Here is a 26,318-nt window from a genome sequence, read left to right as displayed (position 1 = left end):
CTTGCATTACTAATCGACCGGGCTTGCAACCATAGACTCGGGCTTTTCGCAAAAGTTCTCCCCTCCAAGCAAGTTTCCGGCGCGCTCTGATCCGGCACGCACGAAAAACGCAGCACGAGATTCCCCGGCTGCGCGAATAATCTGTCGCCGGGCCTGTCGGCAAAGATTCAAATCCTAATCTTGCACCAACCCGACGCTGTTCCCTTTTGCAGACAACCGTCTATTGAACCCAGTCGCTCGGCAAAAGTTCCAACTATTTATAGCCTTGTGTGTGGAACATCGAGCAACCCTGACGAGATAAACAGCCTTTCATCCTCGAAACGGTCGCCTTGTCGCCCATCCACCAAAATCGTGATCCGACGAAGCGTCACGGTTGTGTCATTCTGGTTTCACATTGCCATGAATACGCCGCTATTGTGCCGATCCCCCTCTCTATATACTAGTGGGCTGCATGGCTGCCTGACCCCATTGAAACGGATGTCTTGCGCCAACCCCGACCCGGGTCGTTTTGAGCGGAAACCTTTCGAATGAGCCAACAGTTCCAACACGATGTTCTGGTAATCGGCAGCGGCGCCGCCGGATTGAGCCTGGCGTTGACACTGCCTGAGCATCTGCGCATCGCAGTCCTGAGCAAAGGCGACCTGGCCAACGGTTCGACATTCTGGGCCCAGGGTGGCGTCGCGGCCGTGCTGGATGACACCGACACTATTGAATCGCATGTCGATGACACCCTCAATGCCGGGGGCGGCCTGTGCAATCCAGAAGCCGTGCGTTTCACCGTCGAGCACAGCAGGGAAGCCATACAGTGGCTGATCGACCAGGGCGTCCCCTTCACGCGTGACGAGCAATCCGGTACCGAAGACGGTGGTTTCGAGTTTCACCTGACCCGCGAGGGCGGTCACAGCCATCGGCGCATCATTCACGCTGCCGATGCCACCGGTGCGGCGATTTTCAAGACGTTGCTGGCCCAAGCCCGCCAGCGGCCCAATATCGAGCTTCTGGAGCAACGCGTCGCGGTCGATCTGATTACCGAAAAACGCTTGGGCCTAGACGGTGATCGGTGCCTGGGTGCCTACGTGCTCAACCGTGGCACCGGGGAGGTCGACACCTACGGCGCCCGCTTCGTGATCCTGGCCTCCGGCGGTGCCGCGAAAGTCTACCTTTACACCAGCAACCCCGACGGCGCATGCGGGGACGGCATTGCCATGGCCTGGCGTTCAGGCTGCCGGGTGGCGAACCTGGAGTTCAATCAGTTCCACCCCACATGCCTCTACCATCCGTTGGCCAAGAGCTTCCTGATCACCGAGGCCCTGCGCGGCGAAGGTGCTCACCTGAAACTTCCTAACGGCGAGCGCTTCATGCAGCGCTTCGATTCCCGTGCCGAACTGGCGCCCCGGGATATCGTCGCCCGGGCCATCGACCACGAAATGAAGCGCCTGGGCATCGACTGCGTCTACCTGGACATCAGCCACAAGCCCGAAGCATTCATCAAGAGCCATTTCCCCACGGTGTACGAGCGTTGCCTGGAGTTTTCCATCGACATCACCAAGCAACCGATTCCGGTGGTGCCAGCGGCGCATTACACCTGCGGAGGGGTGATGGTCGACCAACAGGGGCGCACTGACGTACCGGGCCTGTATGCCATTGGCGAAACCAGCTTCACCGGCCTGCACGGCGCCAACCGCATGGCCAGCAACTCGTTGCTGGAATGTTTCGTCTACGCCCGCTCGGCGGCAGCGGACATTCTTGAGCAATTGCCGCAGATCGCCGCCCCATCCGCCCTGCCCTCGTGGGACGCCAGCCAAGTCACCGACTCAGACGAAGATGTGATCATCGCTCACAACTGGGACGAACTGCGGCGCTTCATGTGGGACTACGTTGGCATCGTGCGCACCAACAAACGCCTGCAGAGGGCGCAGCATCGGGTGCGGCTGTTGCTGGATGAAATCGATGAGTTCTACAGCAACTACAAGGTCAGCCGCGACCTGATCGAGTTGCGCAACCTGGCCCAGGTCGCTGAACTGATGATTCGTTCAGCCATGGAACGCAAGGAAAGCCGCGGGCTGCACTACACGCTCGACTACCCGGGCCTGCTGCCCGAAGCGTTGGACACTATCCTGGTGCCGCCCACCTACGCCGGCTGAACTTGAGCCGAACCCGCAGGCGCCGATGCAGATCCGGCGCCAGCGCATCGCGGGGCACACACAGCGAGCGGACCCGCCACTCCCCCCGCAGGCGAAAACGCAGCACGATAATCATCGGCAACGCCAGGCTGTCAGGGCGCAATTGCACCGCCTGCCAGCCAGATGCCCTGTTCCACAGCTGCCAGCCATCGGCGTCACGACGCAACCGGCAAAAAGCCTGATGGTGGGTCAACAATAGATGCCGCGGTAGCGTCCAGGCACCATGGGCCAGGCACAGCAGCACGCCGAGGCTGATTAACCAGAACGGGACGGACAACAGCAACAACGAACCCAAGGCAAAGGCCTGGGCCAGGAGATAGGCCGCCAGCAGTTGCCCGGAAGCCTGCCAGCGGCATTCAAAGCGATTACTTGGGCTGGACACGGTCCAGAATCATCCGAACCATGCGCTGCAGCTCCGGGTCTTCGGATTCGCTGCGTTCCATGAACCAGCCGAACATGTCCTGATCCTCGCACTCGAGCAGACGCACGTAGCACGCACGATCGACGTCGTTAAGGTGGGGATAAACTTCTTTCACGAACGGCACCAGCAACACGTCAAGCTCAAGCATGCCGCGGCGGCTGTGCCAGTAAAGGCGATTCAGTTCAACATCTTCGACCATGGAGCGCTCCTCAAATAGAGCGCAAGTATACAGGCCCCGCCGCGATGGAACAGACGGCTCGGGTCAGGCACCACCGATCCTTTGTGAACTACCCATTTCAAGGGCGCCCCCTTATGATGTCCACCAGACTTTTTACCCTGCGATGACCCATGGCTGATTCCGCTTTTTTCTGCACCCTGTCCCACGAAGGCGTTCTCGCGGTCCGCGGCGTGGACGCTGGCAAATTCCTGCAAGGCCAATTGACCTGCAACCTCAACTACCTGAGCGACAGCCGGGCCAGCCTCGGTGCCCGCTGTACCCAGAAGGGCCGGATGCAATCGAGTTTCCGCATCCTGCTCGAAGGCGATGGTGTATTGATGGCAATGGCCAGCGAATTGCTCGAACCGCAACTGGCGGACCTGAAAAAGTATGCCGTGTTCTCCAAATCCAGACTGACCGATGAAAGCACCGCCTGGGCTCGCTTCGGCCTGGAGAACGCCGACACGGCGCTCGCAGCCTTGGGCCTTGAGCTGCCGGCCGAGACCGACAGCGTCGTTCGTCATGATGGCCTGATTGCCATTCGCGTCTCTCCGAACCGCGCCGAACTTTGGGCGCCCGCCGAACAGGCCGACCCGCTGTCAGCCCGGCTGCGCGAACAGTTGACCGAGGGCGAGCTGAACCAGTGGCTGCTGGGTCAGATCCGCGCCGGGATCGGCCAGGTCATGCCGGCTACCCGCGAACTGTTCATTCCGCAGATGCTCAATCTGCAAGCCGTTGGCGGCGTGAGCTTCAAGAAAGGTTGCTACACCGGCCAGGAAATCGTCGCCCGCATGCAGTACCTGGGCAAACTCAAGCGGCGCCTGTATCGGCTGCAAATGGATGCCGGTGAACTGCCCGAGCCTGGCACCCCCTTATTTTCACCCACGCACGGCAGTTCTATCGGTGAAGTGGTGATGGCCGCTCACGCCGAACGAAACATTGAACTGCTGGCGGTGGTACAGGCCGAAGCTGCAGAAGATGACAATTTGCACCTCGGCGCGCTGGAAGGCCCGGGCATGCAATTGCTCGACCTGCCTTACGAACTGGACCGCGACCGCGAAATCCAGCGCTGATCGCAGCATTTTGTCGTAATACCCTAGAGAAACGAAATGAGCGATTTGGCGGATAAGGTCCAACGGGATTTGGTGGAGGCCATCGATAACGATGACCTGGTTCTGCCAACATTACCGGAAGTGGCCCTGCAGATTCGCCGGGCCGCCGAAGACCCGGAAATCAGCGTCAGCAACCTGAGCAAGGTGATTGGTCGTGACACGGCGCTTTCGGCGCGCCTGATAAAAGTGGTCAACAGCCCACTGCTGCGTGCGACCCAGGAAGTCACTGACCTGCACACAGCCATCACCCGGCTGGGAGTCAACTACAGCAGCAACCTGGCCATCGGCCTGGTCATGGAGCAGATTTTCCATGCCCGTTCCGAAGTGGTGGAACAGAAGATGCGCGAAGTCTGGCGTAAAAGCCTGGAAATCGCCGGTGTCTGCTATGCGTTGTGCCGGATCTATACGCAACTCAAACCCGATCAGGCCGCGCTGGGTGGGCTGGTGCATCAGATCGGCGTACTGCCGATTCTCACCTACGCCGAAGACAACAATGAATTGCTGTCTGACCCGGTCAGTCTCAATCACGTCATCGAGACGATTCACCCGGTGCTGGGAGACAAGTTGCTCAGTGTTTGGGAGTTTCCAGAAAGACTGGTGAAGCTGCCGGGGCTGTATCTGGACTTCACCCGAGATTCGAAACAACTCGATTACGTCGACCTGGTGCAGGTAGCTGCGTTGTATTGCTACAAGGACTCCGACCACCCCCTGGGCAGGATCGATGCCTTCGGGGTACCGGCCTTCAATAAGCTGGGCATCGACCCGGAAAACAAAGCCCGGTGCGCGGAGATCGAAGAAGCGCGGTCGATGTTTTATTAAGCAACCAGGCTCAAGCCCCCGAACTTGAGCTCAGGCACTGAACCTGTGGCGAGGGGATTTATCCCCGCTGGGGCGCGAAGCGGCCCTTGGCGTTCTGTCTGATACACCTAAATCGCCAGTTTGGGGCTGCTTCGCAGCCCAGCGGGGATAAATCCCCTCGCCACAATAGAGCTCGGCTCTGGATCAATCTGAACCGGGGATAAAGCTCACCCTAACTTTCAAACCACCCTCCTGCCCATCATGCAGCGTGATTTGCGCCAGGTGCGCACGGCAGATTTCACCGACGATAGCCAACCCCAGACCCGAACCGGCCACTTGCTGATTGCGTCGATAGAAGCGCTCGAACACGCGGTCTCGCTCATGCGGCGGGATGCCCGGCCCGTCGTCCTCGACCTCAAGCACCGCAGGCGCTGTGACCCGCAGGATCACATTGCCGCCCGATGGGGTATGGGCCAGGGCGTTGTCCACCAGGTTGCTCAACAACTCGTTCAACAAGGTCGGCTCACCTCGCAGCCATACCGGTTCGTCGGCTTCCAAAGCCAACGCCACGCCACGGGCATGGGCCAACGGGGCCATGGCCATACCCAGCTCCCGTGCCAATTGGCTGAGATCAAGCAACTGCGCGCCGCCCTCGGCGATGGCCCGGGCACCATTTTCGACACGCGCCAGGGACAGCAACTGATTCGCCAGATGGGTCAACCGATCCGTGCCTTGGGCCGCGGTTTCCAGGGTTTCACGCCAGATTGCCGGCTCGCTGGCGCGTAGCCCCAGCTCAAGCCGGGCCTTCAGCGCAGCCAAAGGCGTGCGCAGTTCATGGGCGGCGTCGGCGATGAATTGCGCCTGACGTTCGAATTGCCCACGAAGACGCTCGGTGAAATGGTTGAGGGCCCGCACCAGTGGCCAGAGTTCATGCTGGACCTCCACCAGGGGCAATGGCCGCAAATCATCCGGCTGACGTTCCTCCACCGCCGTGCGCAAGCGCTCCAGGGGGCGCAAGGCGGCACTGACGGCGAACCACACCATCAGCAGCGCACCCACCGCCAGCATACCCAGGCGCAACAGTGTGTCGGCCATCAAGCCGCGGGCCATGCTGATCCGCGCCTCTTCGGTTTCCGCCACGCGAATCTCCGCCATGCCATTCATGTTCGGTTCACTCACCGCCTTGAGCAGGCTCACCACCCGCACATCCTGCCCCTGATAGCTGGCGTTATAAAAGCGCGCCAGGGCCGGGTAATCGTCGGTACGCGGCGTACCGGGCGGGGGACCTGGGAGGTTTTCGTAGCCGGAAATCAGCTTCTGGTGGATGTCATTGACCTGGTAGTAAATACGCCCGGCGCTGTCGTAGGCAAAGGTATCCAGGGCCACGTAAGGCACATCCGCGCTGAGGCTGCCGTCGCGTTGCGACAGGCCGGCGGCGATGGTCCGGGCCGAGGCCAGCAGCGTGCGGTCGTAGGCCGTGTCCGCAGCTTCGCGACCGTTCCAATAGGCACTCAGACCACTGGCGAGCATCAGTACCACCAACAGCAGTGCCAGGTTCCAGAGCAGTCGCCAACGTAAACTGTCGGGCTTATGCATCGCGGGTTTCCAGCAGGTAGCCCAGGCCACGGAATGTCACGATCGCCACGGCATGGCCGTCGAGTTTCTTGCGCAGGCGGTGGACGTAGATTTCGATGGCATCGGGGCTGGCCTCTTCGTCCAGGCCGAACACCTGAGCCGCAAGCTGCTCCTTGCTCATCACCCGCCCTGGCCGAGCGATCAACGCCTCCAGCACGGCCTGCTCGCGGGAAGTCAGGGTCAGCAATTCGTCGTCGAGGGTGAAGCGGCGGGTGTCCAGGTCATAAATCAACCCACCACAGCGCTGCTGGCGTTCGCCCCCCAATACGCTACGGCGCAACAGTGCCTTGACCCGAGCCTCCAGCTCCGTGAGCTCGAACGGCTTGGCCAGGTAATCGTCAGCGCCCAGGTTCAGACCATGGACCCGGTCCTTGACGTCGCTACGGGCAGTCAGCATCAACACCGGCAAGGTCTTGCCGCGGGCCCGCAGCCGGGCCAGCACCTCGAAACCGTCCATGCGTGGCAGCCCTACATCGAGAATCGCGACCGCGTACTCCTCGCTGCTCAAGGCCAGGTCGGCCGCCACCCCGTCGTGCAGCACATCCACGGTCAAACCGGTGCTCTTGAGCGCCTGGGCTACACTTTCGGCCAGCTGGAGATGGTCTTCGACGAGCAGGACACGCATTGGGTTTCACCTCGATTCAGGGATGGTCGGCACCATTCTGTGGCGCGGAGTTTACAGCCGCATCCACCTCTGTGAAGCCAAAAACATCGTGAAAGCTTTTGAAAGGTTAGCGAAAGGTTGGCCGGTTACAGTCCTCCAACGGCAAGTTTCGACTGCCGGTCGCGAGGCACCTCGCGAACGAAAAACGCCCCGAAGCGTTTTCGCCAAATAAGAACAATAGAGCGGAGTATTCACCATGCTGTCCATACAGCCCCAGGCCCCGACGCCTGCTCGCCCTTCCCGCCTCAACCAGATCGCCTTCACTTGCGCCGCCGCTTTCGCCGGTCTTGCACCGTCGTCTCTGTGCGTCTACGCCACGTGACCTATCGCTCCTGATGGCCCGCTGTCGATTCCCGAAGGGTCCGACAACGGCAAATGTGCAACACACAACAACAACTCCTGTGGAGACAAAAATGAACCTATCACTGCGTAAAGTAGCCCTGGCCGCTGGTTGCCTGATGTTCGCCGGGCAGTTGCTCGCCGAACCCAAGCGTCCGGAATGCATCGCCCCGGCCGCGCCTGGCGGCGGTTTTGACCTGACGTGCAAATTGGCCCAAAGCGCCCTGGTGAACGAAAAACTGCTGACCAAACCGATGCGTGTGACCTACATGCCCGGCGGCGTCGGTGCAGTGGCCTACAACGCAGTGGTCGCTCAGCGCCCGGCCGACGCCGGCACGCTGGTGGCCTGGTCCAGTGGCTCGCTGCTGAACCTGGCCCAAGGCAAATTCGGGCGTTTCGACGAAAACGCCGTTCGCTGGTTGGCAGCCGTTGGCACCAGCTATGGCGCCATCGCGGTCAAGAGCGATTCGCCCTACAAGAACCTCGATGATCTGGTACAGGCACTGAAGAAAGATCCAGGCTCCGTGGTCATCGGTTCCGGCGGCACCGTGGGCAGCCAGGACTGGATGCAAACCGCGCTGATCGCCAAGGCCGCCGGTATCGACCCGCGCAAACTGCGCTACGTGGCGCTCGAAGGCGGTGGCGAGATCGCAACGGCCCTGCTGGGCGGCCATATTCAGGTAGGCAGTACGGACATCTCCGACTCCATGCCACACATCCAGAGCGGCGACATGCGCCTGCTGGCGGTGTTCGCCGAGAAGCGCCTGGATGAGCCGGAAATGAAAGACATCCCGACCGCCCGTGAACAAGGCTACGAGATCGTCTGGCCAGTGGTTCGTGGCTTCTACCTCGGGCCGAAGGTCAGTGATGAAGACTACGCCTGGTGGAAAAATGCATTCGACAAGCTGCTGGCTTCCGAAGACTTCGCCAAGCTGCGTGACCAGCGCGAACTGTTTCCGTTCGCCATGACCGGTCCGGAACTGGACACCTACGTGAAGAAGCAAGTGGCCGACTACAAGATGCTGGCCAAAGAGTTTGGCCTGGTCCAGTAATCGCCTCTGTTCTCGCGGCGGCGCCTGCATCACTGCGGCGCCGCCCAGGAGTTAGTCATGCTCATCCAACGTATTTTCGCTTCAGTGCTGCTGCTGGTTTGCGTCGGCCTCGCGCTGATGGCCTGGCCCTACCAGGCAGCCTTTTCCTACGAACCGGTCGGGCCGCGCGCCTTCCCCTTGCTGATGATCGGGCTGCTGAGCCTGGCCCTGCTTTATATGGTGTTTCGTCCGACGCCCATCGTGCACAGCGACGAAGATCCGCAACTGGATCGCGAGACCCTGCAGAAAATCGGCATCTGCGTAGTGCTGCTGCTGATATTCGCCGGGACCTTCGAACCCCTGGGTTTCATCCTCGCCAGCATTGTGGTCGGGGTTCCGATGGCGCGCCTGTATGGCGGTCGTTGGGTGCCGAGCGTGGTGATCATCAGCCTGATGGCCATCGGTCTCTATCTGTTGTTCGACAAGCTGATGGACGTGCCGCTGCCCCTGGGCCTGCTCGACGTCCTGGAGAATTGATATGGATACCCTGAATTATCTCGGCCAGGGTTTTGGCGTTGCACTGACCCCCTACAACCTCGTTACCGCCCTGAGCGGCACCCTGATCGGCACCGTGGTCGGCCTGCTGCCGGGCCTGGGCCCGATCAATGGCGTGGCGTTGCTGATCCCGATTGCATTCGCCCTCGGTCTGCCACCGGAGTCGGCCCTGATCCTGCTGGCGGCCGTATACCTGGGTTGCGAATACGGCGGGCGAATCAGCTCGATCCTGCTCAACATCCCGGGTGAAGCCTCCACCGTCATGACCACCCTGGACGGTTACCCGATGGCCCGCAAAGGCATGGCCGGCGTCGCCCTTTCGCTGTCGGCGTGGAGTTCGTTCCTCGGTGCATTCATTGCCACTTGCGGGATGGTGCTGTTCGCCCCGCTGCTGGCCAAATGGGCGATTGCCTTCGGACCGGCGGAATACTTCGTCCTGATGGTGTTCGCCATTGTCTGTCTCGGCGGCATGGCCGGAGACCGCCCGCTCAAGACCTTCATCGCGGCGCTGATCGGGCTGTTCCTGTCCTGCGTCGGGATTGACGCCAACAGCGGCGTCTACCGTTTCACCGGGGACAATATCCATTTGACCGACGGCATCCAGTTCGTCGTGCTGGTGCTGGGCCTGTTCTCCATCAGTGAAATTCTATTGCTGCTGGAAAAGACCCATCGCGGCCAGGAAGCGGTGAAAGCCACCGGACGGATGATGTTCAACGTCAAGGAAGCGGCGTCGGTGTTCTGGGTGAACATGCGATGCGGCGTGCTTGGCTTCATCATGGGCGTGTTGCCAGGTGCCGGTGCGACGCTGGCCAGTGCCGTGGCGTACATGACGGAAAAACGCATCGCCGGTGCAAGCGGTACGTTCGGCCAAGGTGACAAGCGTGGCCTCGCCGCCCCGGAAACCGCCATCGGCGGCGCCGCCTGCGGTGCGTTGGTGCCGATGCTGACCCTGGGTGTTCCGGGGTCCGGTACCACGGCGGTGATGATCGGCGCGCTGTCGCTGTACAACATCACCCCGGGTCCGCTGCTGTTCCAGCAACAACCTGACATCGTCTGGGGCCTGATCGCCTCGTTGTTCGTCGCCAACATCATGCTGGTGATCCTCAACATCCCGATGATCCGCGTCTTCACCCGTATCCTGGCGGTGCCGAACTGGGCATTGGTACCGGTCATCGCGATCATCACCGGGATCGGCGTCTACGCGGTGCACGCCACCACGTTCGACCTGTTCCTGATGATCGGCATCGGCATCTTCGGTTACATCCTGCGCAAGCTGGACTTCCCGTTGTCGCCGGTCCTGTTGGGCTTCATCCTCGGTGGCCTGATGGAACAGAACCTGCGTCGTGCGCTGTCGATTTCCAACGGTGCGCTGGAAATCCTCTGGTCGAGCCCGATCACCCTGGGTTGCTGGGTATTGACCGTTATCATGCTGCTGATGCCATTGCTGCGGATCTGGCGCCGTCGCTCGGCTCAACGTCGCGCCCTGGCCAATGTCTAAAGCTACACTCAGACAATGGTGGGGAACACCGCTGGTCGGTCTGGCCGGCGGTTATCTGGCCAGCCTGATCGGCTGGCCTTTGCCCTGGATGGTTGGCTCGTTGCTGGCGATCATCCTGGTGCGCTGCCTCACACCGTGGCAACTGATGGAAATCCCTGGCGGCCGTAAATGCGGCCAGTGGGTGGTCGGCATCGGTATCGGCCTGCACTTCACCCCGGTGGTGATGGAGCAGGTGCTGAGCCATTTTGGCCTGATCTTCTTCGGCGCGCTGATCACCAGCGTGTCCAGCGTGGTGAGTGTGTGGCTGATGCGCCGCACTGGCGAAGACCGCGCCACCGCTTTTTTCTCCAGCATGCCGGGCGGTTCCGGCGAGATGGTCAACCTCGGTGCCCGCAATGGCGCCGACCTGAGCCGCGTCGCTGCCGGCCAGAGCCTGCGGGTACTGGTGGTGGTGCTGTGCGTACCGGCCGCTTTCAAATACTTGCTCGGCGAAGGCGCCCCGGTGCAGCACGCTGCCACGGTGGACTGGCTGTGGCTGGCGCTGCTGTTCCCGGCGGGCGCCCTGCTCGCCTGGGGCTGGGAGCGTTTGCGCCAACCCAACCCGTGGCTGTTCGGACCGTTGCTGGTGAGTGCGGCGGTGAGCATCGGCTGGGATCTGCACATCGGCCTGCCCGACGGTGGCAGCCAGATCGGCCAGTGGCTGATCGGCAGCGGATTGGGTTGTCATTTCAACCGGCAGTTCTTCCGCCGCGCGCCGTCGTTCATGGGACGTACGCTGATCGGCACGGTGTTGACGATGCTGATCGCAACCCTCGCGGCTCTGGGCCTGAGCACGCTGACCCACCTGGACTTGCGGTCACTGACCTTGGGCATGATGCCCGGCGGTATTGCGGAAATGAGCCTGACGGCGGAGACGCTGCAACTGTCGGTACCGCTGGTGACGGCGTTGCAGGTGATGCGACTGCTGTTTGTGCTGTTTCTGGCGGAGCCGTTGTTCAGGTATTGGATTCGCAAGCCGGGTTCGGTCTGATCGTCCGCGGCGCCTTCATCGCGAGCAGGCTCGCTCCCACAGGATATTGCGGCGTACACAAATCAGTGTGGGAGCGAGCCTGCTCGCGATGGGGCCTGCCCGGCCAACGCTTTAAACCGGCGGCAACCGCCAATCAATCGGCGCTTCGCCCTGTTGCTCAAGAAACTTGTTGGCCCGACTGAAATGCCCGCACCCCAGGAAACCGCGGTAAGCCGACAGCGGCGACGGGTGGACGGAGGTCAGCACCAAGTGTTTGGTGGCATCAATCAGCTTCTGCTTGCCTTGGGCATGAGCGCCCCACAGTAGAAAGACCAAATGCGGCTGGTGCTCACTGACCACTTCAATGACCCGATCAGTAAAGTGCTGCCATCCCTTGCCCGCGTGGGAATTGGCATTGGCACGCTCCACGGTCATGGTGGTGTTGAGCAGCAACACCCCCTGGTCGGCCCAACTTTGCAGGTAGCCGTGATTCGGGATGTCGATATTCAGGTCGCGCTTCAATTCCTTGTAGATGTTCACCAGCGAGGGCGGCGCCGGCACGCCCGGCTGCACCGAAAAGCACAAGCCATGAGCCTGGCCTGGGCCGTGGTAAGGGTCCTGGCCGAGGATCACGACCTTGACCTTGTCCAGCGGCGTGGAGTTGAGGGCATTGAAAATCAACGATGCCGGTGGGTAAATTTCCTTGCCGGCGGCGTACTCCCGACGCAGAAATTCACGCAACTCTGCCATATAGGGCTGGTCGAACTCGGCACGCAGGGCTTGCTTCCAGCTCGGTTCGAGTTTGATACGGTCGTCAGCAGTCATGGTTGCACCCGGTAAAAACAATGGGCGCACCCTAGGAAAGCCTACATGGCTTGTCAATTGATCTGACGCAGAACCGGCACTTTCCTACGCAGCGGTCATACTGATCATTCAAATTTCTGATCGAGGTCACGATGAATCTGCACTTCGAAGAACTCACTGGCATCAATGGCGCCCGTATCGGCATCGCCACCCTGGATGCTGAAAAATCCTTGAATGCCCTCTCCTTGCCGATGATCAACGCCCTGCGCGATCGTCTCGACGCCTGGGCCAGAGAACCGCAAATCGTCTGTGTATTGTTGCGTGGCAACGGCGCCAAGGCGTTTTGCGCCGGCGGCGAAGTGCGCAGCCTGGTAGAGGCCTGCCGCGCTCAACCAGGTGAAGTACCGCCCTTGGCGGCGCAATTTTTTGCCGCGGAGTACCGACTGGACTTCAACCTGCACACTTTTCCCAAGCCCTTGGTGTGCTGGGGCCATGGCTACGTGCTTGGCGGCGGCATGGGGTTGTTGCAAGGCGCGAATATTCGGATCGTCACACCGAGCACGCGCCTGGCGATGCCGGAAATCAGCATCGGCCTGTACCCGGATGTCGGCGCCAGTTGGTTCCTGTCGCGGCTGCCCGGCAAGCTTGGCCTGTTCCTGGGCCTGACGGGCGCCCATATGAATGCCCGGGACGCCATTGACCTGGGTCTGGCCGACCGTTTTCTGTTGGATGAACAACAGGACGATCTGATCGAAGGCCTGCTGCAACTCAATTGGCAGGAACAGACGCCCATGCAGCTCAACAGCTTGCTCAAGGCCTTGCAACAGGAAGCCGTCGCCCAATTACCCGAGGCGCAATGGCTACCGCGCCGGCAGAAAATCGACGAATGGCTGGATGTCAGCGATGTGCGCTGCGCCTGGAAAACCCTCAGCCTGCTGGTGGACCATTCAGACCCATTGATCGCCCGGGCGGCCAAGACCATGACCGAAGGCTGCCCGCTGACTGCTCATCTGGTCTGGGAACAGATCGCCCGAGCCCGGCATTTGTCATTGGCAAGTGTGTTGCGCATGGAGTACACCTTGAGCCTCAACTGCTGCCGACACCCTGAATTCAGCGAGGGCGTGCGGGCGCGGCTGATCGACAAAGACCACAAGCCCCGCTGGCACTGGCCGGACATCAACCATGTCCCCGCAGCAGCGGTCGAGGCGCATTTTCACAAGGCCTGGGAAGGGCGGCATCCGCTGGCGGATTTGTCTAACGAGTAAAGAACCTGGGTGGCACACCCGTGAGAGTGACATTCTGTGAGAGCGACATTCTGTGAGAGCAAAGCTTGCTCGCGATAGCGGTATGCCAGTCGCCGCGAAGCTAACTGATCCCCTGTCATCGCGAGCAAGCTTTGCTCCCACAAGCGTTATCCCATCGGGTTTGTTACAGGCACAAAAAAGCGGCGCTCAATGCGCCGCTTTTTGCTGCCGATGAATCAGCGGTGGTTACGCCGTCCATCATGATCACCGCGTCCCCGATGATCACGTCCGCCTCGACCACGACGGTCGTCATTCCAGCCGCCCCGGTTATGGCCGTCCCAGCCGCCCCGGTGTGGATGAGACCGGTATGCCGTGCGCGGTGGCGAGTAGTAGCGCGGGCCATGTTGGTAGTAGCGCGGCGCCGAGTAATAGCGCGGTGCCGGTTGGTAATACCGCGGTGCGTAATAGCCGCGCGGTGCCGAGTAGTAGCTCCCGCCACCGTAATAGACCGGCGCCGGTGAGGTGTAGACCTCGGAACGGTAGTAGCTTGAGCCTCCGTCGTAAGGAACACATGCCGAAAGTGTCAAACCCAGAAACGCAATGAGCAGAAGTCGTCGATACATGGCGGCCTCCTGGACCGCTAATGAGCCACATCAGCGACGCTGGCGGGCGGCAGTCATCTATTGGGTGACTGACGATTAATCTGACAGCGAAATCCGAATCTGGTGCGCCCCGGCAATAAGTTGAAACATGTGCTCCGTGCCTCATCCCGGTGCGATAAAGCACCACAACCATGCACAAACCCACTGGCGACGCCGCGCTGTTCTCCCCCCCACCCGCTTTGGACCGGGCCTTTACGCTACTTGGCACGGCTCTCGCTTTAACAAACTCCGTGCAGGAGTCATCACAGGTTCGCGGCACCACAATTTGCAATGGCTGACTAGGGTTCCGGCTCGCCTCTGGCGAGTGGCTGGTCCGAGAGTTGGCGACCTCCAGTTGAGGTTACACGGCGGGACAAAAGCCCGGGAGACAAGCCACCGTTCGCGGTGCCGCGTTGCTCCTGTCCGCCCTTGATCAACTGGAGAACCACCATGCTCAAGCTTCGTCTTTGCGCCCTGCTCCTCGCTACGTTCTCGGCCCTCGTAAGCCCCTCGTCCCCTGCCGCGCAAAAAGACCATTTCAGCGTCTGCTGGACCATTTACGCCGGATGGATGCCCTGGGAGTACGCCGGCAGCCAAGGCATTGTCGATAAATGGGCGAAAAAATACGGCATCACCATCGATGTCGTGCAGCTCAACGACTACGTCGAATCCATCAACCAATACACCGCCGGTCAGTTCGATGGCTGCACCATGACCAACATGGACGCCTTGACCATTCCCGCCGCCGGCGGCGTGGACAGCACCGCGCTGATCGTCAGCGATTTTTCCAATGGCAATGACGGCATTGTGCTCAAGGGTGACGGCAAGAAAGTCGCCGACCTCAAGGGCATGGACGTCAATCTGGTGGAGTTGTCGGTCTCCCATTACCTGCTGGCCCGCGCCCTGGACTCGGTCGGTCTCACCGAGAAAGACCTCAAAGTCGTCAACACCTCCGATGCCGATATCTCCGCGGCCTTCAATACCGACCAGGTCAAGGCCGTCACCACCTGGAACCCGATGCTCTCGGACATCAAGGCCCAGCCCGGCGTGAGCGAGGTGTTCAATTCCAGCCAGATCCCTGGGGAGATCATGGACATGATGGTGGTCAACACCCAGACCCTGCAGGACAACCCGGCCCTGGGCAAAGCGTTGACCGGTGCCTGGTTTGAAGTGGTGGCGCTGATGGATGCAAAAAACGCCGCCAGCAAGACCGCACTCGAACACATGGCCAAAGCCTCGGGCACCGATCTGGCCGGATTCCAGTCGCAACTGGACACCACCAAGCTGTTCGCCACGCCCAAGGAGGCCTTGAGCTTCGCCACCAGCGAGCAACTGCCCGCCACCATGCGCAAGGTCGCCGAGTTTTCGTTCCAGCACGGTTTGCTCGGCGAAGGCGCCAAGGACACCAACGCAGTCGGCATGACGTTTGCCAATGGCGTGACCAGCGGCGACAAGGCCAACCTCAAGCTGCGCTTTGACCCGACCTACGTGCAACTGGCCGCCGACGCCAAGCTGTAAACCGGAGGAGCTGGCATGCGCCTGATCAACCGCTATCCGGATCGCCCCAGCCGCCTGTTGTTGGTGATCCTGCCCTTCGCGCTGGTGCTGTTCGCCTACTTTATGGGCTCGGCCGAACGGTTGACGGACAACCCCAACGACAAGCTGCTGCCCAGCGCAGTGCAGATGGCCGATGCAGTCAAACGCCTGGCCTTCACCGCTGACGTGCGCAGTGGCGATTACCTGCTCTGGCAAGACACCGCATCGAGCCTGCGCAGACTGGCAATCGGCCTGGGCATCAGCGCCTTGGCCGGCCTGTGCCTGGGCATCGCCGCCGGCACGCTGCCGCTGTTCGGCGCGCCGCTCTCGCCGTTGCTCACCGTGCTGTCGATGGTGCCTCCCTTGGCGATCCTGCCCATTCTGTTCATCGTCTTCGGTCTGGGAGAATTGTCGAAAGTGATGCTGATCGTCATTGGCATCACCCCGTGTCTGGCCCGGGACCTGGAACAGCGCGCCCGGGAAATTCCGGTCGAGCTGCTGATCAAGGCCCAGACCCTCGGCGCTTCGACCTGGACCTTGATGCTGCGGGTGGTGCTGCCGCAATTGCTGCCACGCCTGTTGATTTCCCTGCGGCTGATGCTCGGTTCGGCCTGGCTGTTTCTGATCGCCGCCGAAGCCATCGCCTCCACCGATGGGCTGGGCTATCGGATTTTCCTGGTGCGCCGGTACCTGGCGATGGATGTGATCTTGCCGTACGTGGTGTGGATCACCTTGCTCGCCTGGCTGATGGACTGGGGTCTCAAGCACCTGACCCGGCGAGCGTTCCCCTGGTATGAGGGGGCGAAGGCATGAGTTTCATCAAGGTCAATAACGTCTGGCAGCAGTACGCCGATCAGGTGGTGCTCGAACGCTTGAACCTGAGCGTCGCCGAAGGCGAGTTCTGCACGCTGGTGGGGGCGTCGGGTTGTGGCAAATCAACCTTTCTGCGGCTGCTCTTGGGCCAGGAGCGCGCCAGTCGCGGGCAGATTCTGCTGGACGGTGAGCCTCTGGCTGGTGAGCCGGATGCCAGCCGTGGCGTGGTGTTCCAGCGTTACTCAGTGTTCCCGCACCTGACGGTGCTGAACAACGTTGCCCTGGGCCTGGAACTGCCGCGCTCGCCGCTGCTGGGACGCCTGTTCGGCAGCGCCAAACGCCAGGCCCGTGAAGAGGCCGCGCATCTGCTGAACAAGGTCGGCCTCGGCCATGCACTGGACAAATACCCGGCGCAGTTGTCCGGGGGCATGCAACAGCGGCTGGCCATCGCCCAGGCGCTGATCATGAAACCCCGTGTCCTGTTGCTGGACGAACCCTTCGGCGCACTCGATCCCGGCATTCGCAAAGACATGCACGCCCTGTTGCTGGAGCTGTGGCGCGAAACCCGCTTGACGGTGTTCATGGTCACCCATGACCTGTCCGAAGGATTCAGCCTCGGCACACGCCTGCTGGTGTTCGACAAGGTTCGCGTCGATCCCCATGCCCCCGGCGCCTATGGCGCGCGCATCACCTATGACATTCCACTGAACAGCGACCGCCGCACCGCCCGTGCCGCCGTCGACGCCCTGCCCGCCGAACTGGCCGGCGCATTGCGTATCGCTTGAAAGGAGTTTTCCCATGACCGATTCGACCCAATTGTTTCCTCCCTTCGCCGAAGAGCTGCTGCCCGGTGGCGGCCACCGCTCCTTCGTGCTCAAGCGCGGTCAACTGCTGCGCCTGACCGATCTGCGCGGCGGAGCCAACGTGAGCCTGACGCTGCTCAATGCCAATGAGAAAACCGAGCGCCTGAACCTGCCCGACAGCCTCAAATGCCAACACACCGCCAAACTCACCACCGGCCATTGCCTGTACTCGGACATGGGCCGGGTGCTAGCGGCGATCACCGCCGACACGTGCGGCTGGAGCGATAGCCTAGGCGGTGTGCTCTGCGCCGAGGAAGTGGCTGAAAAATACGGCCAGGGCCGCTATCAGGAACTGCGTAACGGGTTCTTTCGCAACGGCACCGACAACCTGTTGGTGGAGCTGGGCAAATGGGGGTTGGGCCTGTCCGACCTGCTGATGACCCTCAACCTGTTCAGCCGGGTCGATGTCGATGAGGCCGGCAACTTTCACTTCGTTGAAGGCAACGCCAAGGCCGGCGATTACATCGAACTCTACGCACCGATGGACACCCTGGTGGTGCTGACTGCGCTGCAACACCCGATGGACCCGAACCCGCAATACGCCCCGCAACCGCTCAAGCTCAGCTGGATGAACGCCGAGCCCAGCGTGGCCGAGCACTGCCGCAACTCGCGCCCGGAAAACCAGCGCGGCTTCATCAATACCGACCGCCTGTTCGCCTGAGGATCGCTGCCATGTCACTTGCCATCGCCACCCTGCAAAAGCAGCCCGACGCCGCTATCTACCGCGCCACCATTCCCGCCGGGGAACCCTGGCTGGTGGAGGTCAAGGCCGGCCAGACCCTGCGCATCCTCGACCTGGAAGGCAACCAGGCGGTCGATACGCTGTTCTACAGCCTGGCCAATCCCAAGGAACGCTACGACGTGCAGCGCACCCTGCGCCGGCAGAACAGCGTGTACCTGAGCACCGGCAGCGTGCTGTATTCCAACCTCGGCCAGCCCATGCTGACCATCGTTGAAGACACCTGCGGGCGCCACGACACCCTCGGTGGCGCCTGCGCCCAGGAAAGCAACACCGTGCGCTACGCCCTGGAAAAACGCTACATGCACAGCTGCCGCGACAACTACCTGCGGGCCTGCGCCCACGACGGTCGTCTGGGCAAGGGCGACATCGGACCGAACATCAACTTCTTCATGAACGTGCCGGTCACCGCCGACGGCGGCCTGACGTTCGAGGATGGGATTTCGGCGCCCGGCAAATACGTCGACCTGCGGGCCGAGATGGACGTGATCGTCCTGATCTCCAACTGCCCGCAACTGAACAACCCGTGCAACGCCTACAACCCCACGCCAGCGGAGCTTTTGATATGGAACTGAAACTCACCCGCCTGCGCCGCTGGCTGTTTGCGTTGTGCCAGAGCCGGTCGGGGCAGTGCATCAAATAACGCCCTGATCCCCTGTGGGAGCGAGCTTGCTCGCGATAGCGATCTGTCAGGTACATCAAGGTTGGATGAGCCGCCGCTATCGCGAGCAAGCTCGCTCCCACAGGGTCTAGCGGTGTTATTTAAGGAAGGTTTCGCTCACGGGGACGACCCCGTCGGCCATCGAAAACTGCGGGACGGCCCGCATCCCAGTTCAGGCTGACATTCATGCCTGAGGGGGTTACGCCATGTTCAAAAAAATCCTCATCGCCAACCGTGGCGCCATCGCCTGCCGGATCCTGCGGACCCTGCGCGAGCTGAAGGTCGAAGGCGTCGCGGTGTATTCCCAGGCCGATGCGGCCAGCTTGCATATCCTGCAGGCCGACGAAGCCCACTGCCTGGGCGAAGGTGCGGCAGCGGGTACGTATCTGGCGGTGGACAAGCTGCTGGCAATCGCCAAAAGCAGCGGCGCGACGGCGATCCATCCCGGCTACGGCTTTCTCTCGGAAAACGCCGCCTTCGCGCAGGCCTGCGAGGCCGCCGGCATCGCTTTCATCGGCCCGACGCCAGAGCAACTGCGTGTATTCGGCCTCAAGCACACCGCCCGCGACCTGGCTCGCCGGCACGGCGTGCCACTGCTCGAAGGCAGCGAACTGCTCGACAGCCTCGACGCCGCGCTACTGGCCGCCAACCAGGTCGGCTATCCGGTCATGCTCAAAAGCACCGCCGGGGGCGGTGGCATCGGCATGCGTGTCTGTCGCGATGCCGCCGAGTTGAGCGAGTCATTCGAAGCGGTCAAGCGCTTGGGCCAGAACAACTTCAGCGATGCCGGCGTGTTCATCGAGAAGTACATCGAGCGGGCTCGACATCTTGAGGTTCAGGTATTCGGCGATGGCCAGGGCCAGGTGATCGCACTGGGCGTGCGCGACTGCTCGGTGCAGCGGCGCAACCAGAAAGTCATCGAAGAAACCCCTGCGCCCAACTTGCCCGAAGGTATGGCCGAGGAGCTCTGCGCAGCAGCGATTCAACTAGCCCAGGCGGTCAACTACCGCAGCGCCGGCACCGTGGAGTTCGTGTTCGACAGTGACGCCGGGCGCTTTTACTTTCTGGAAGTGAACACCCGCCTGCAAGTGGAGCACGGCGTCACCGAACAAGTGTGGAACATCGACCTGGTGCGCTGGATGGTGCAACTGGCCGCCGGGGACCTGCCGCCCCTGAGCGAGTTGAGCCAGGGGTTGCGAGCCCAGGGCCATGCGATTCAGGCGCGCGTGTATGCCGAGGATCCAGGCCGGGACTTCCAGCCGAGCCCGGGGCTACTGACCGCTGTGCAATGGCCGCCAGCCGAAGGCAGACAACTGCGCATCGACACCTGGGTCGAGGCCGGTTGCCAGATTCCGCCCTACTTCGACCCGATGATCGCCAAAGTCATTCGTTGGGCGCCGACCCGTGAGCAGGCACGCCTGGGCTTGCATCAAGCGCTGAATGGAAGCCTGTTGTACGGCGTGGAAACCAACCGCGACTACCTGCAACAGATTCTCCTCGATTCACCCTTTGCCAGCGGCCAGCCCTGGACTCGCTGCCTTGAGGCGCTGGTCTATCGCGCCCACACTTTTGAAGTGCTCAGCCCCGGCACCCAGACCAGCATTCAGGACTACCCCGGCCGACTCGGCTATTGGGCGGTGGGTGTTCCGCCATCGGGACCGATGGACAGCCGCTCGCTGTGCCTGGGCAATCGCCTGCTGGGCAATGAAGAAGGCGCCGCGGCGCTGGAAATCACCATGAGCGGGCCGTTGCTGCGTTTCAACTGCGCTGCCAGGGTGGCCGTGACCGGCGCGGTCATTGCACTGACCCTCGATGACGAAGCTGTGCCGATGAACACTGCGCTGTCGATTCCTGCCGGTTCCACGTTGGCGATCGGCACCATCGCCGGCGCCGGGGCGCGCAGTTACTTGTGCCTGCAAGGCGGCGTGCAAGTGCCGGATTACCTGGGCAGTAAAAGCACCTTCACCCTCGGCCAGTTCGGCGGCCATGGGGGGCGGGCCTTGTGTACCGGCGACGTGTTGCACCTGGCGCCCCTGGATGAGCGCGCGACCGTGGCGCACACGAGCGAGCCCACTCTGGAGCTGCCCGACGTGCGCCAGGTCCGCGTGATTTACGGCCCCCATGGCGCGCCGGAATACTTCACCGAGCGCTACATCCACACCTTCTTCGACACGGCCTGGGAAGTGCATTTCAACTCCAGCCGAACCGGCGTTCGCCTGATCGGGCCGAAACCCGAATGGGTACGCGCCGACGGCGGCGAGGCCGGACTGCACCCCTCCAACATCCATGACAACCCGTATGCCATCGGCGCCGTGGACTTCACCGGCGACATGCCCGTCATCCTCGGTCCCGACGGCCCGAGCCTGGGTGGTTTCGTCTGCCCGGTGACGGTGATCGAGGCGGATCTTTGGCAACTGGGGCAACTGAAGGCCGGGGACAGGGTGCGGTTTGTGCCGGTGGACCTGAAGACCGCCCGCTCTCTGACCTTGGAATGGAATCAATGTGGGAGCGAGCCTGCTCGCGATGAAGTGGATGCGGAGTCTGATCTGGCCCCATCGCGAGCAGGCTCGCTCCCACAGGGGTTTGGGTCGCCTGTGGTGTTGGATATCGGTCAGGACGATACCCGCCTGGTGGCGAGATTGGCCGGCGACACGCACCTGCTGCTGGAGATAGGCGCTCCCGAACTGGATCTGGTGCTGCGTTTTCGCGCCCATGCCTTGATGCAGGCGCTGGAGCACAAACAGTTGCCCGGCGTAATCGACCTCACGCCGGGTATTCGTTCGTTGCAAGTGCATTACCAACCCGAACAACTGCCGCTGGCCGAACTACTGCAGATCCTCAGCGGTGAATGGGACGCGGTGTGCGCCGCGCAGGATCTGCAGGTGCCGTCACGCATCGTGCATCTGCCGCTGTCCTGGGACGATCCGGCCTGCCAGCTGGCCATCGAAAAATACATGACCACTGTGCGCAAGGACGCGCCCTGGTGCCCGAGCAACCTGGAGTTCATCCGCCGTATCAACGACCTGCCCAACCTCGACGCAGTGCAACGCACGGTGTTCGACGCCAGCTACCTGGTGATGGGCCTTGGGGATGTCTACCTCGGCGCGCCGGTCGCCACGCCACTGGACCCTCGGCATCGGCTGGTGACCACCAAATACAATCCGGCCCGCACCTGGACTGCGGAAAACTCGGTGGGCATCGGCGGTGCGTACATGTGTGTGTACGGCATGGAAGGCCCAGGTGGATATCAGTTCGTCGGGCGCACGTTGCAGATGTGGAATCGTTATCGCGAGGTCGCCGCATTCGACGGCAAACCCTGGCTGTTGCGGTTCTTCGACCAGATCCGCTTCTACCCGGTCAGCGCCGATGAACTGCTGCGCATCCGCCGGGACTTCCCGCTGGGCCGTTTCGACCTGAACATCGAACACGGTCAGCTCAACCTTGCTGATTACCAGCGCTTCCTGGCGCAGGAGGCGGACAGCATCGCCGCGTTCCGGGCGCAGCAACAAGGCGCCTTCAATGCCGAGCGCGAGCGGTGGATCGCCAGTGGCCAGGCGCACTTCGACAGCGAAGAACCGGCACCCGCGCCCAGCGAAGATTCACTGCTGAGCGAAGATCAACTCAGTGTCGATAGCCACATCGCTGGCAATCTCTGGCAGGTCCAGGTGCAGGTGGATGCTCGGGTCAGCGCGGGTGACGTACTGGTGATTCTGGAGTCGATGAAGATGGAGATCCCACTCCTCGCCCCCGTGTCCGGAGTGGTGCGCCAGATTCGTGTACAGCCCGGCTCGGCGGTGCGCGCCGGACAACGTGTGGTGGTGCTGGAACGTGACTGAACTCAATCAAAGGATTAATGCCATGACCCCATCTTTACGCCTGGACGATCTGCGCGACGCCTACCGCAGCGGTGAACTTACACCCCGTAATCTACTGTTGAGCCTGCGGGAAAAAGCCGCGGCGCTGAACCCGGACTACCACCTGTTCATCCACCTGCTGACGCCCGAGGAGCTGGAACCTTACCTCGTCGCGCTGGAGGGCCAGGATCTGGAAAACCTGCCGCTGTATGGCGTGCCGTTCGCGATCAAGGACAACATCGACCTGGCAGGTATTCCCACCACAGCCGCCTGTCCGGCGTTCAGCTACGTGCCGCAACGTTCGGCCACCCTTGTCGAGCAGCTACTGGCCTTGGGCGCGATTCCTCTGGGCAAGACCAATCTCGACCAGTTCGCCACCGGGCTCAACGGCACCCGCTCGCCTTACGGTGCCTGTCGCAATAGCGTGCTGCCCGACTATCCGGCCGGCGGTTCAAGTGCCGGCTCATCACTGGCGGTGGCCCTGGGTGTGGCAAGTTTTGCCCTGGGCACCGATACCGCTGGTTCGGGTCGGGTGCCGGCGGCGCTGAACAATCTGCTGGGTTTGAAGGCCACCAAGGGATTGATCTCCACGGCGGGGGTGGTGCCGGCCTGTCGCACGCTGGACTGCGTCACGACCTTCACCGCAACGGCGCGGGAAGCCAGCCAGTTACTGGCGCTGACAGCCCGTCTCGACCCACGCGATGAGTACAGCCGCCGCAACCCGCTGTGGAACGACGGCTCAGCATTCGGCGCGCCACGCAGCTTTCGCTTCGGTGTGCCTCGTCGGCAAGACCTGGCTTTTTTCGGCTGCCACGAAGGTCCACAACTGTTTCAAGCGGCCATCGAGCGCCTCAAGGGCCTGGGCGGCGAAGCGGTGGAACTGGATCTGTCCCCGTTTCTGGAGGCCGCCCGGCTCCTTTATGAAGGGCCCTGGGTGGCTGAGCGCTACAGCGTTGCCGGGGAGTTGATGGAGCGCGAGCCCGACGCCGTACTGCCAGTTATCCGCGCCGTATTGGCGAAAGCGCCTACCGTGGATGGCGTACAAACCTTCCGTGCCCAGTACCGTTTGCAAGTGCTCAAAGCCCAATGCGATCGCACCATGGAAACGCTCGATTGCGTACTCACCCCGACCATCGGCCGCCCGGTGACCCTCGCCGAGCTGGCCGCCGAACCGGTGCTGCGCAACTCGGAGCTGGGTTATTACACCAACTTCATGAACCTGCTGGACTACGCTGCCGTCGCTGTTCCCAGCGCATTCATGGCTAACGGCTTGCCTTGGGGCGTGACGCTGTTCGGTCGGGCCTTCACCGATCAATACCTGTTAAGCGTCGCCGACGCCTTGCAGCGCCAGCAAGCGCCGGCCGTGCCGGCGCCGGCCAACCCGGCTCGCCATGACCGGGCGCGGCTGGTGGTGTGCGGGGCGCATCTGGACGGTTTGGCGCTGAACTGGCAGCTCCAGCAACGCGGAGCCCGTCTGATCGAGGCCACCCACAGCTCAGCCGATTACCGTCTCTACGCACTGGCCGGTGGCCCGCCTCTGCGCCCCGGCATGCTGCGGGTCAGTGAAGACGGCGTGGCCATCGAGGTGGAGGTTTGGGAATTGCCGAGCAGCGAACTCGGTTCGTTCCTGACCGGCATCCCCGCGCCGCTTGGGCTGGGCAAGGTACAACTGGCCGACGGCCGCTGGGAAAGCGGATTCATTTGTGAGCCGTATGGTTTGACGGGCGCGCAGGACATCAGCCATTTGGGGGGATGGCGGGCTTATTTAGATAGTCTGAAAAAGTTGTGATTGTGTGGCGAGGGAGCTTGCTCCCGCTCGGCTGCGAAGCAGACGCTTTTGCGGCCGCTGCACTTCGGTAAATCCCTCGCCACCCTTTACAAACCTGCAAATCCGAGCACCTTTTCCTACAAGGCCACTAAACTGATTTCATTGGGTCTGCGCCAAGGAAATCGCCATGTCGCTCCGTTCGCCGTTGTATTCCCAGCGCAAGCCGCTCCTGCTCGTGGCGGGGCTGCTAGGTGCAGGCTTTCTGATCATTTCATTGTTGGGCTACCACGCTGCCAACACTTCGGTACGGGACCACACGCTCAGGACGCTGTACCTGAACCTGCTGATCGGCCTGATCGTGACGCTGGCGGTGTTGGCAATCCTTTATCAATTGATCAGCAGCTACCAACGCCGCATCGACGCCCAGGCCACCCTCGACAGCCTGACGGAACTTCCCAACCGCCGTGGCTTCGACCTGTTGGCGGTACAAGCCCTGCACGAAGCCCAACGTGAACCCCAACCCCTGGCGGCGCTGCTGCTGGAACTGGACGAGTTCAAGCGACTGGACTCCACCCATGGTCACATCGCCAGCGACCAGTTGTTGACCGGGTTCGCTCGCGACTTGACCGACAGCCTGCGGCATTCGGACATCGTGTGCCGCTGGAGTGGCGAGACGTTTATTGTGCTGCTCAAGGACACCGACGGGCAGAACGGTCTGAAGATCGCTGAGAAAATTCGTCAACGGATCGAACAACAACGTTATTTCTGCAGTGGCAAAGAGCTGCGGGTCACCGTCAGCATCGGCCTCACCACCTTGCAGGACGAAGATACCTTGCACAGCTTGCTGTCGCGGACCGATCATGCGCTGCAACGCGCCCGGCAAACCGGGAACAACCGAACCTGTGTACAGATGCCTCACTCCAGCTATGAATAAACCTGACCTGTGCCCGGCCTGTGGCGCCAGCAATGACTGCACCCTGGCCGACCCGCGAACCGCCGACCGCGCCTGCTGGTGTTACGGCGTGAGCATCGACCCGGCCGTGCTTGAAGCATTGCCGGCCGAGCTGCGCGATCAGTCCTGCCTGTGCCCACGTTGCGCCCAGGTCGAAACCCAGTTGCGGGCCAAGCCGCAGCCGATCGCGTAAGATGCCCGCCCTTCGCTCTCTTGCCTGACCTGCCCCATGCGCCTTGACCGCTTCCTCAGTAATCTGCCGCGTTTCAATCGCCAACAAGTCCGGTTATTGTTGGTGGAACGCCGAGTGCGGATCGACGGGCAGATCATCAGCGACCCTCATGCACAGGTGCGCGAATTCAGCCGGGTCGAAGTCGATGAACAGGTGCTGCAAGCCGGTCGCCCACCCCGATATTTCATGCTGCACAAACCGCCCGGTTGCGTCAGCGCCACCCGCGACCCGCAACACCCCACCGTGCTGGACCTGCTGGATGAGCCAGACAAGGACGACCTGCACATCGCCGGGCGGCTGGACTTCAACACCACCGGGCTGATGCTGATCACCAATGACGGCAGTTGGTCACGGCGCCTGACCCAACCGCAGACCAAACTGCCCAAGGTCTATTACGTCGAGACCGAGCAACTCATCACCGCCGAATACGCCGTTACCTTCGCGCGCGGGCTGTACTTCGCTTTCGAAAACCTCACCACCCAGCCTGCGGAACTGCTCCTGCTGGGGCCAAGATCGGCGCGACTGAGCATCGTTGAAGGCCGCTATCACCAGGTCAAACGCATGTTCGGCCACTTCGACAACAAGGTGTTGCGCCTGCACCGTGAACGCATGGGACCGCTGCTGCTGGACGCCGAGCTTGAGCCAGGCCAATACCGCGCCCTGAGCCCTGAAGAGATCCAGCTGATCTGATCGTATGACCGCTCGGCAGAAGTGTCGGACAATTGTCAAACAACACTTGCGCGACGGCC

The 26,318-nt window shown here is 61.9% G+C and carries 24 protein-coding genes, 1 pseudogene and 1 riboswitch; of the genes and pseudogenes, 19 read left to right on the top strand and 6 right to left on the bottom strand.

The features are described from left to right. The first annotated feature begins 527 nt into the window (after window positions 1–527). Entirely contained in the window at window positions 528–2,144 is a 1,617-nt protein-coding gene (gene nadB, locus AC3I65_RS06485) for an L-aspartate oxidase (RefSeq protein WP_047227973.1), read from the top strand. On the opposite strand, the gene AC3I65_RS06480 is transcribed toward nadB, so the two are convergent. Together AC3I65_RS06480 and AC3I65_RS06475 are read right to left on the bottom strand one after the other, a co-directional pair. Next, on the bottom strand, window positions 2,113–2,565 hold the full coding sequence (locus AC3I65_RS06480; protein ID WP_160891828.1) for a protein YgfX: 453 nt from the start codon (window positions 2,563–2,565) through the stop codon (window positions 2,113–2,115). The genes nadB and AC3I65_RS06480 overlap by 32 nt on opposite strands. Then, window positions 2,549–2,803, bottom strand: coding sequence for an FAD assembly factor SdhE (locus AC3I65_RS06475; protein ID WP_007930227.1), 255 nt, complete (start codon window positions 2,801–2,803; stop codon window positions 2,549–2,551). Before AC3I65_RS06475 ends, AC3I65_RS06480 begins: the two co-directional genes overlap by 17 nt. A gap of 149 nt (window positions 2,804–2,952) precedes the next feature. Here AC3I65_RS06475 and ygfZ point away from each other — a divergent pair, with 149 nt between their 5' ends. Together ygfZ and AC3I65_RS06465 are read left to right on the top strand one after the other, a co-directional pair. Next, complete coding sequence (gene ygfZ / locus AC3I65_RS06470) at window positions 2,953–3,894, top strand: CAF17-like 4Fe-4S cluster assembly/insertion protein YgfZ (RefSeq protein WP_488523553.1); 942 nt, start codon at window positions 2,953–2,955, stop codon at window positions 3,892–3,894. Between the two features lie 36 nt (window positions 3,895–3,930). Beyond that, on the top strand, window positions 3,931–4,752 hold the full coding sequence (locus AC3I65_RS06465) for an HDOD domain-containing protein (protein ID WP_047227976.1): 822 nt from the start codon (window positions 3,931–3,933) through the stop codon (window positions 4,750–4,752). 183 nt (window positions 4,753–4,935) lie between these two features. On the opposite strand, the gene AC3I65_RS06460 is transcribed toward AC3I65_RS06465, so the two are convergent. Together AC3I65_RS06460 and AC3I65_RS06455 are read right to left on the bottom strand one after the other, a co-directional pair. Further along, on the bottom strand, window positions 4,936–6,327 hold the full coding sequence (locus AC3I65_RS06460; protein WP_047227977.1) for a sensor histidine kinase: 1,392 nt from the start codon (window positions 6,325–6,327) through the stop codon (window positions 4,936–4,938). Further along, window positions 6,320–6,991, bottom strand: a complete 672-nt coding sequence (locus tag AC3I65_RS06455) for a response regulator (protein ID WP_047227978.1) — start codon at window positions 6,989–6,991, stop codon at window positions 6,320–6,322. The genes AC3I65_RS06460 and AC3I65_RS06455 overlap by 8 nt, the downstream gene beginning before the upstream one ends. 235 nt (window positions 6,992–7,226) lie before the next feature. Between AC3I65_RS06455 and AC3I65_RS06450 the strand changes: the two genes are divergently transcribed. The 5 genes from AC3I65_RS06450 (at window position 7,227) to AC3I65_RS06430 (ending at window position 11,483) form a co-directional block, all read left to right on the top strand. Further along, window positions 7,227–7,352, top strand: a complete 126-nt coding sequence (locus AC3I65_RS06450; protein WP_256676726.1) for a hypothetical protein — start codon at window positions 7,227–7,229, stop codon at window positions 7,350–7,352. Window positions 7,353–7,443: 91 nt separating this feature from the next. Beyond that, window positions 7,444–8,421, top strand: a complete 978-nt coding sequence (locus AC3I65_RS06445) for a Bug family tripartite tricarboxylate transporter substrate binding protein (protein WP_047227979.1) — start codon at window positions 7,444–7,446, stop codon at window positions 8,419–8,421. Window positions 8,422–8,478: 57 nt separating this feature from the next. Next, window positions 8,479–8,937, top strand: coding sequence for a tripartite tricarboxylate transporter TctB family protein (locus AC3I65_RS06440; RefSeq protein ID WP_092397315.1), 459 nt, complete (start codon window positions 8,479–8,481; stop codon window positions 8,935–8,937). A gap of 1 nt (window position 8,938) precedes the next feature. Next, window positions 8,939–10,453, top strand: coding sequence for a tripartite tricarboxylate transporter permease (locus tag AC3I65_RS06435; RefSeq protein WP_047227981.1), 1,515 nt, complete (start codon window positions 8,939–8,941; stop codon window positions 10,451–10,453). Further along, on the top strand, window positions 10,446–11,483 hold the full coding sequence (locus AC3I65_RS06430; protein ID WP_047227982.1) for an AbrB family transcriptional regulator: 1,038 nt from the start codon (window positions 10,446–10,448) through the stop codon (window positions 11,481–11,483). The genes AC3I65_RS06435 and AC3I65_RS06430 overlap by 8 nt, the downstream gene beginning before the upstream one ends. Window positions 11,484–11,594: 111 nt before the next feature. Here the strand turns inward: AC3I65_RS06430 and ung are convergent, their stop codons facing one another. Continuing rightward, complete coding sequence (gene ung, locus AC3I65_RS06425; RefSeq protein ID WP_047227983.1) at window positions 11,595–12,287, bottom strand: uracil-DNA glycosylase; 693 nt, start codon at window positions 12,285–12,287, stop codon at window positions 11,595–11,597. 131 nt (window positions 12,288–12,418) lie between these two features. On the opposite strand from ung, the gene AC3I65_RS06420 reads away from it, so the two are divergent. Then, window positions 12,419–13,531, top strand: a complete 1,113-nt coding sequence (locus tag AC3I65_RS06420; protein ID WP_047227984.1) for an enoyl-CoA hydratase/isomerase family protein — start codon at window positions 12,419–12,421, stop codon at window positions 13,529–13,531. A 215-nt stretch (window positions 13,532–13,746) separates the two neighbouring features. Here the strand turns inward: AC3I65_RS06420 and AC3I65_RS06415 are convergent, their stop codons facing one another. Continuing rightward, window positions 13,747–14,133, bottom strand: a complete 387-nt coding sequence (locus AC3I65_RS06415; RefSeq protein ID WP_076385969.1) for a hypothetical protein — start codon at window positions 14,131–14,133, stop codon at window positions 13,747–13,749. 306 nt (window positions 14,134–14,439) lie between these two features. Beyond that, window positions 14,440–14,541, top strand: a riboswitch (guanidine-I (ykkC/yxkD leader). Between the two features lie 60 nt (window positions 14,542–14,601). Here AC3I65_RS06415 and AC3I65_RS06410 point away from each other — a divergent pair. The 10 genes and pseudogenes from AC3I65_RS06410 (at window position 14,602) to AC3I65_RS06365 (ending at window position 26,259) form a co-directional block, all read left to right on the top strand. Beyond that, on the top strand, window positions 14,602–15,669 hold the full coding sequence (locus AC3I65_RS06410; RefSeq protein ID WP_076385971.1) for a putative urea ABC transporter substrate-binding protein: 1,068 nt from the start codon (window positions 14,602–14,604) through the stop codon (window positions 15,667–15,669). Between the two features lie 15 nt (window positions 15,670–15,684). After that, window positions 15,685–16,500, top strand: a complete 816-nt coding sequence (locus tag AC3I65_RS06405) for an ABC transporter permease (protein WP_288912392.1) — start codon at window positions 15,685–15,687, stop codon at window positions 16,498–16,500. Beyond that, complete coding sequence (locus AC3I65_RS06400) at window positions 16,497–17,285, top strand: ABC transporter ATP-binding protein (protein WP_047227987.1); 789 nt, start codon at window positions 16,497–16,499, stop codon at window positions 17,283–17,285. The genes AC3I65_RS06405 and AC3I65_RS06400 overlap by 4 nt, the downstream gene beginning before the upstream one ends. A 13-nt stretch (window positions 17,286–17,298) precedes the next feature. Beyond that, window positions 17,299–18,024, top strand: a complete 726-nt coding sequence (locus AC3I65_RS06395; RefSeq protein WP_047227988.1) for an urea amidolyase associated protein UAAP1 — start codon at window positions 17,299–17,301, stop codon at window positions 18,022–18,024. 11 nt (window positions 18,025–18,035) lie between these two features. After that, window positions 18,036–18,677, top strand: a complete 642-nt coding sequence (locus AC3I65_RS06390; protein ID WP_047227989.1) for an urea amidolyase associated protein UAAP2 — start codon at window positions 18,036–18,038, stop codon at window positions 18,675–18,677. Window positions 18,678–18,969: 292 nt separating this feature from the next. Further along, window positions 18,970–22,599: an urea carboxylase gene (uca, locus tag AC3I65_RS06385; protein ID WP_488523552.1), complete on the top strand. Its 3,630-nt coding sequence runs from the start codon at window positions 18,970–18,972 to the stop codon at window positions 22,597–22,599. Between the two features lie 22 nt (window positions 22,600–22,621). Beyond that, the gene (gene atzF, locus AC3I65_RS06380) at window positions 22,622–24,406 is read left to right on the top strand and encodes an allophanate hydrolase (RefSeq protein WP_488523551.1); all 1,785 of its coding nucleotides are present in this window, start codon (window positions 22,622–22,624) and stop codon (window positions 24,404–24,406) included. A 301-nt stretch (window positions 24,407–24,707) separates the two neighbouring features. Continuing rightward, a pseudogene (locus AC3I65_RS06375) lies at window positions 24,708–25,319 on the top strand (GGDEF domain-containing protein); the annotation flags it as partial. Continuing rightward, on the top strand, window positions 25,312–25,530 hold the full coding sequence (locus AC3I65_RS06370) for a cysteine-rich CWC family protein (protein ID WP_047227993.1): 219 nt from the start codon (window positions 25,312–25,314) through the stop codon (window positions 25,528–25,530). The pseudogene AC3I65_RS06375 and the gene AC3I65_RS06370, both read left to right, overlap by 8 nt. A gap of 36 nt (window positions 25,531–25,566) precedes the next feature. Continuing rightward, window positions 25,567–26,259: a pseudouridine synthase gene (locus AC3I65_RS06365; RefSeq protein WP_139050925.1), complete on the top strand. Its 693-nt coding sequence runs from the start codon at window positions 25,567–25,569 to the stop codon at window positions 26,257–26,259. Window positions 26,260–26,318 lie beyond the last annotated feature (59 nt).

The sequence above is a fragment of the Pseudomonas sp. N-1-13 genome (assembly GCF_057787095.1).
This window is presented reverse-complemented; position numbering and strand designations above follow the sequence as displayed.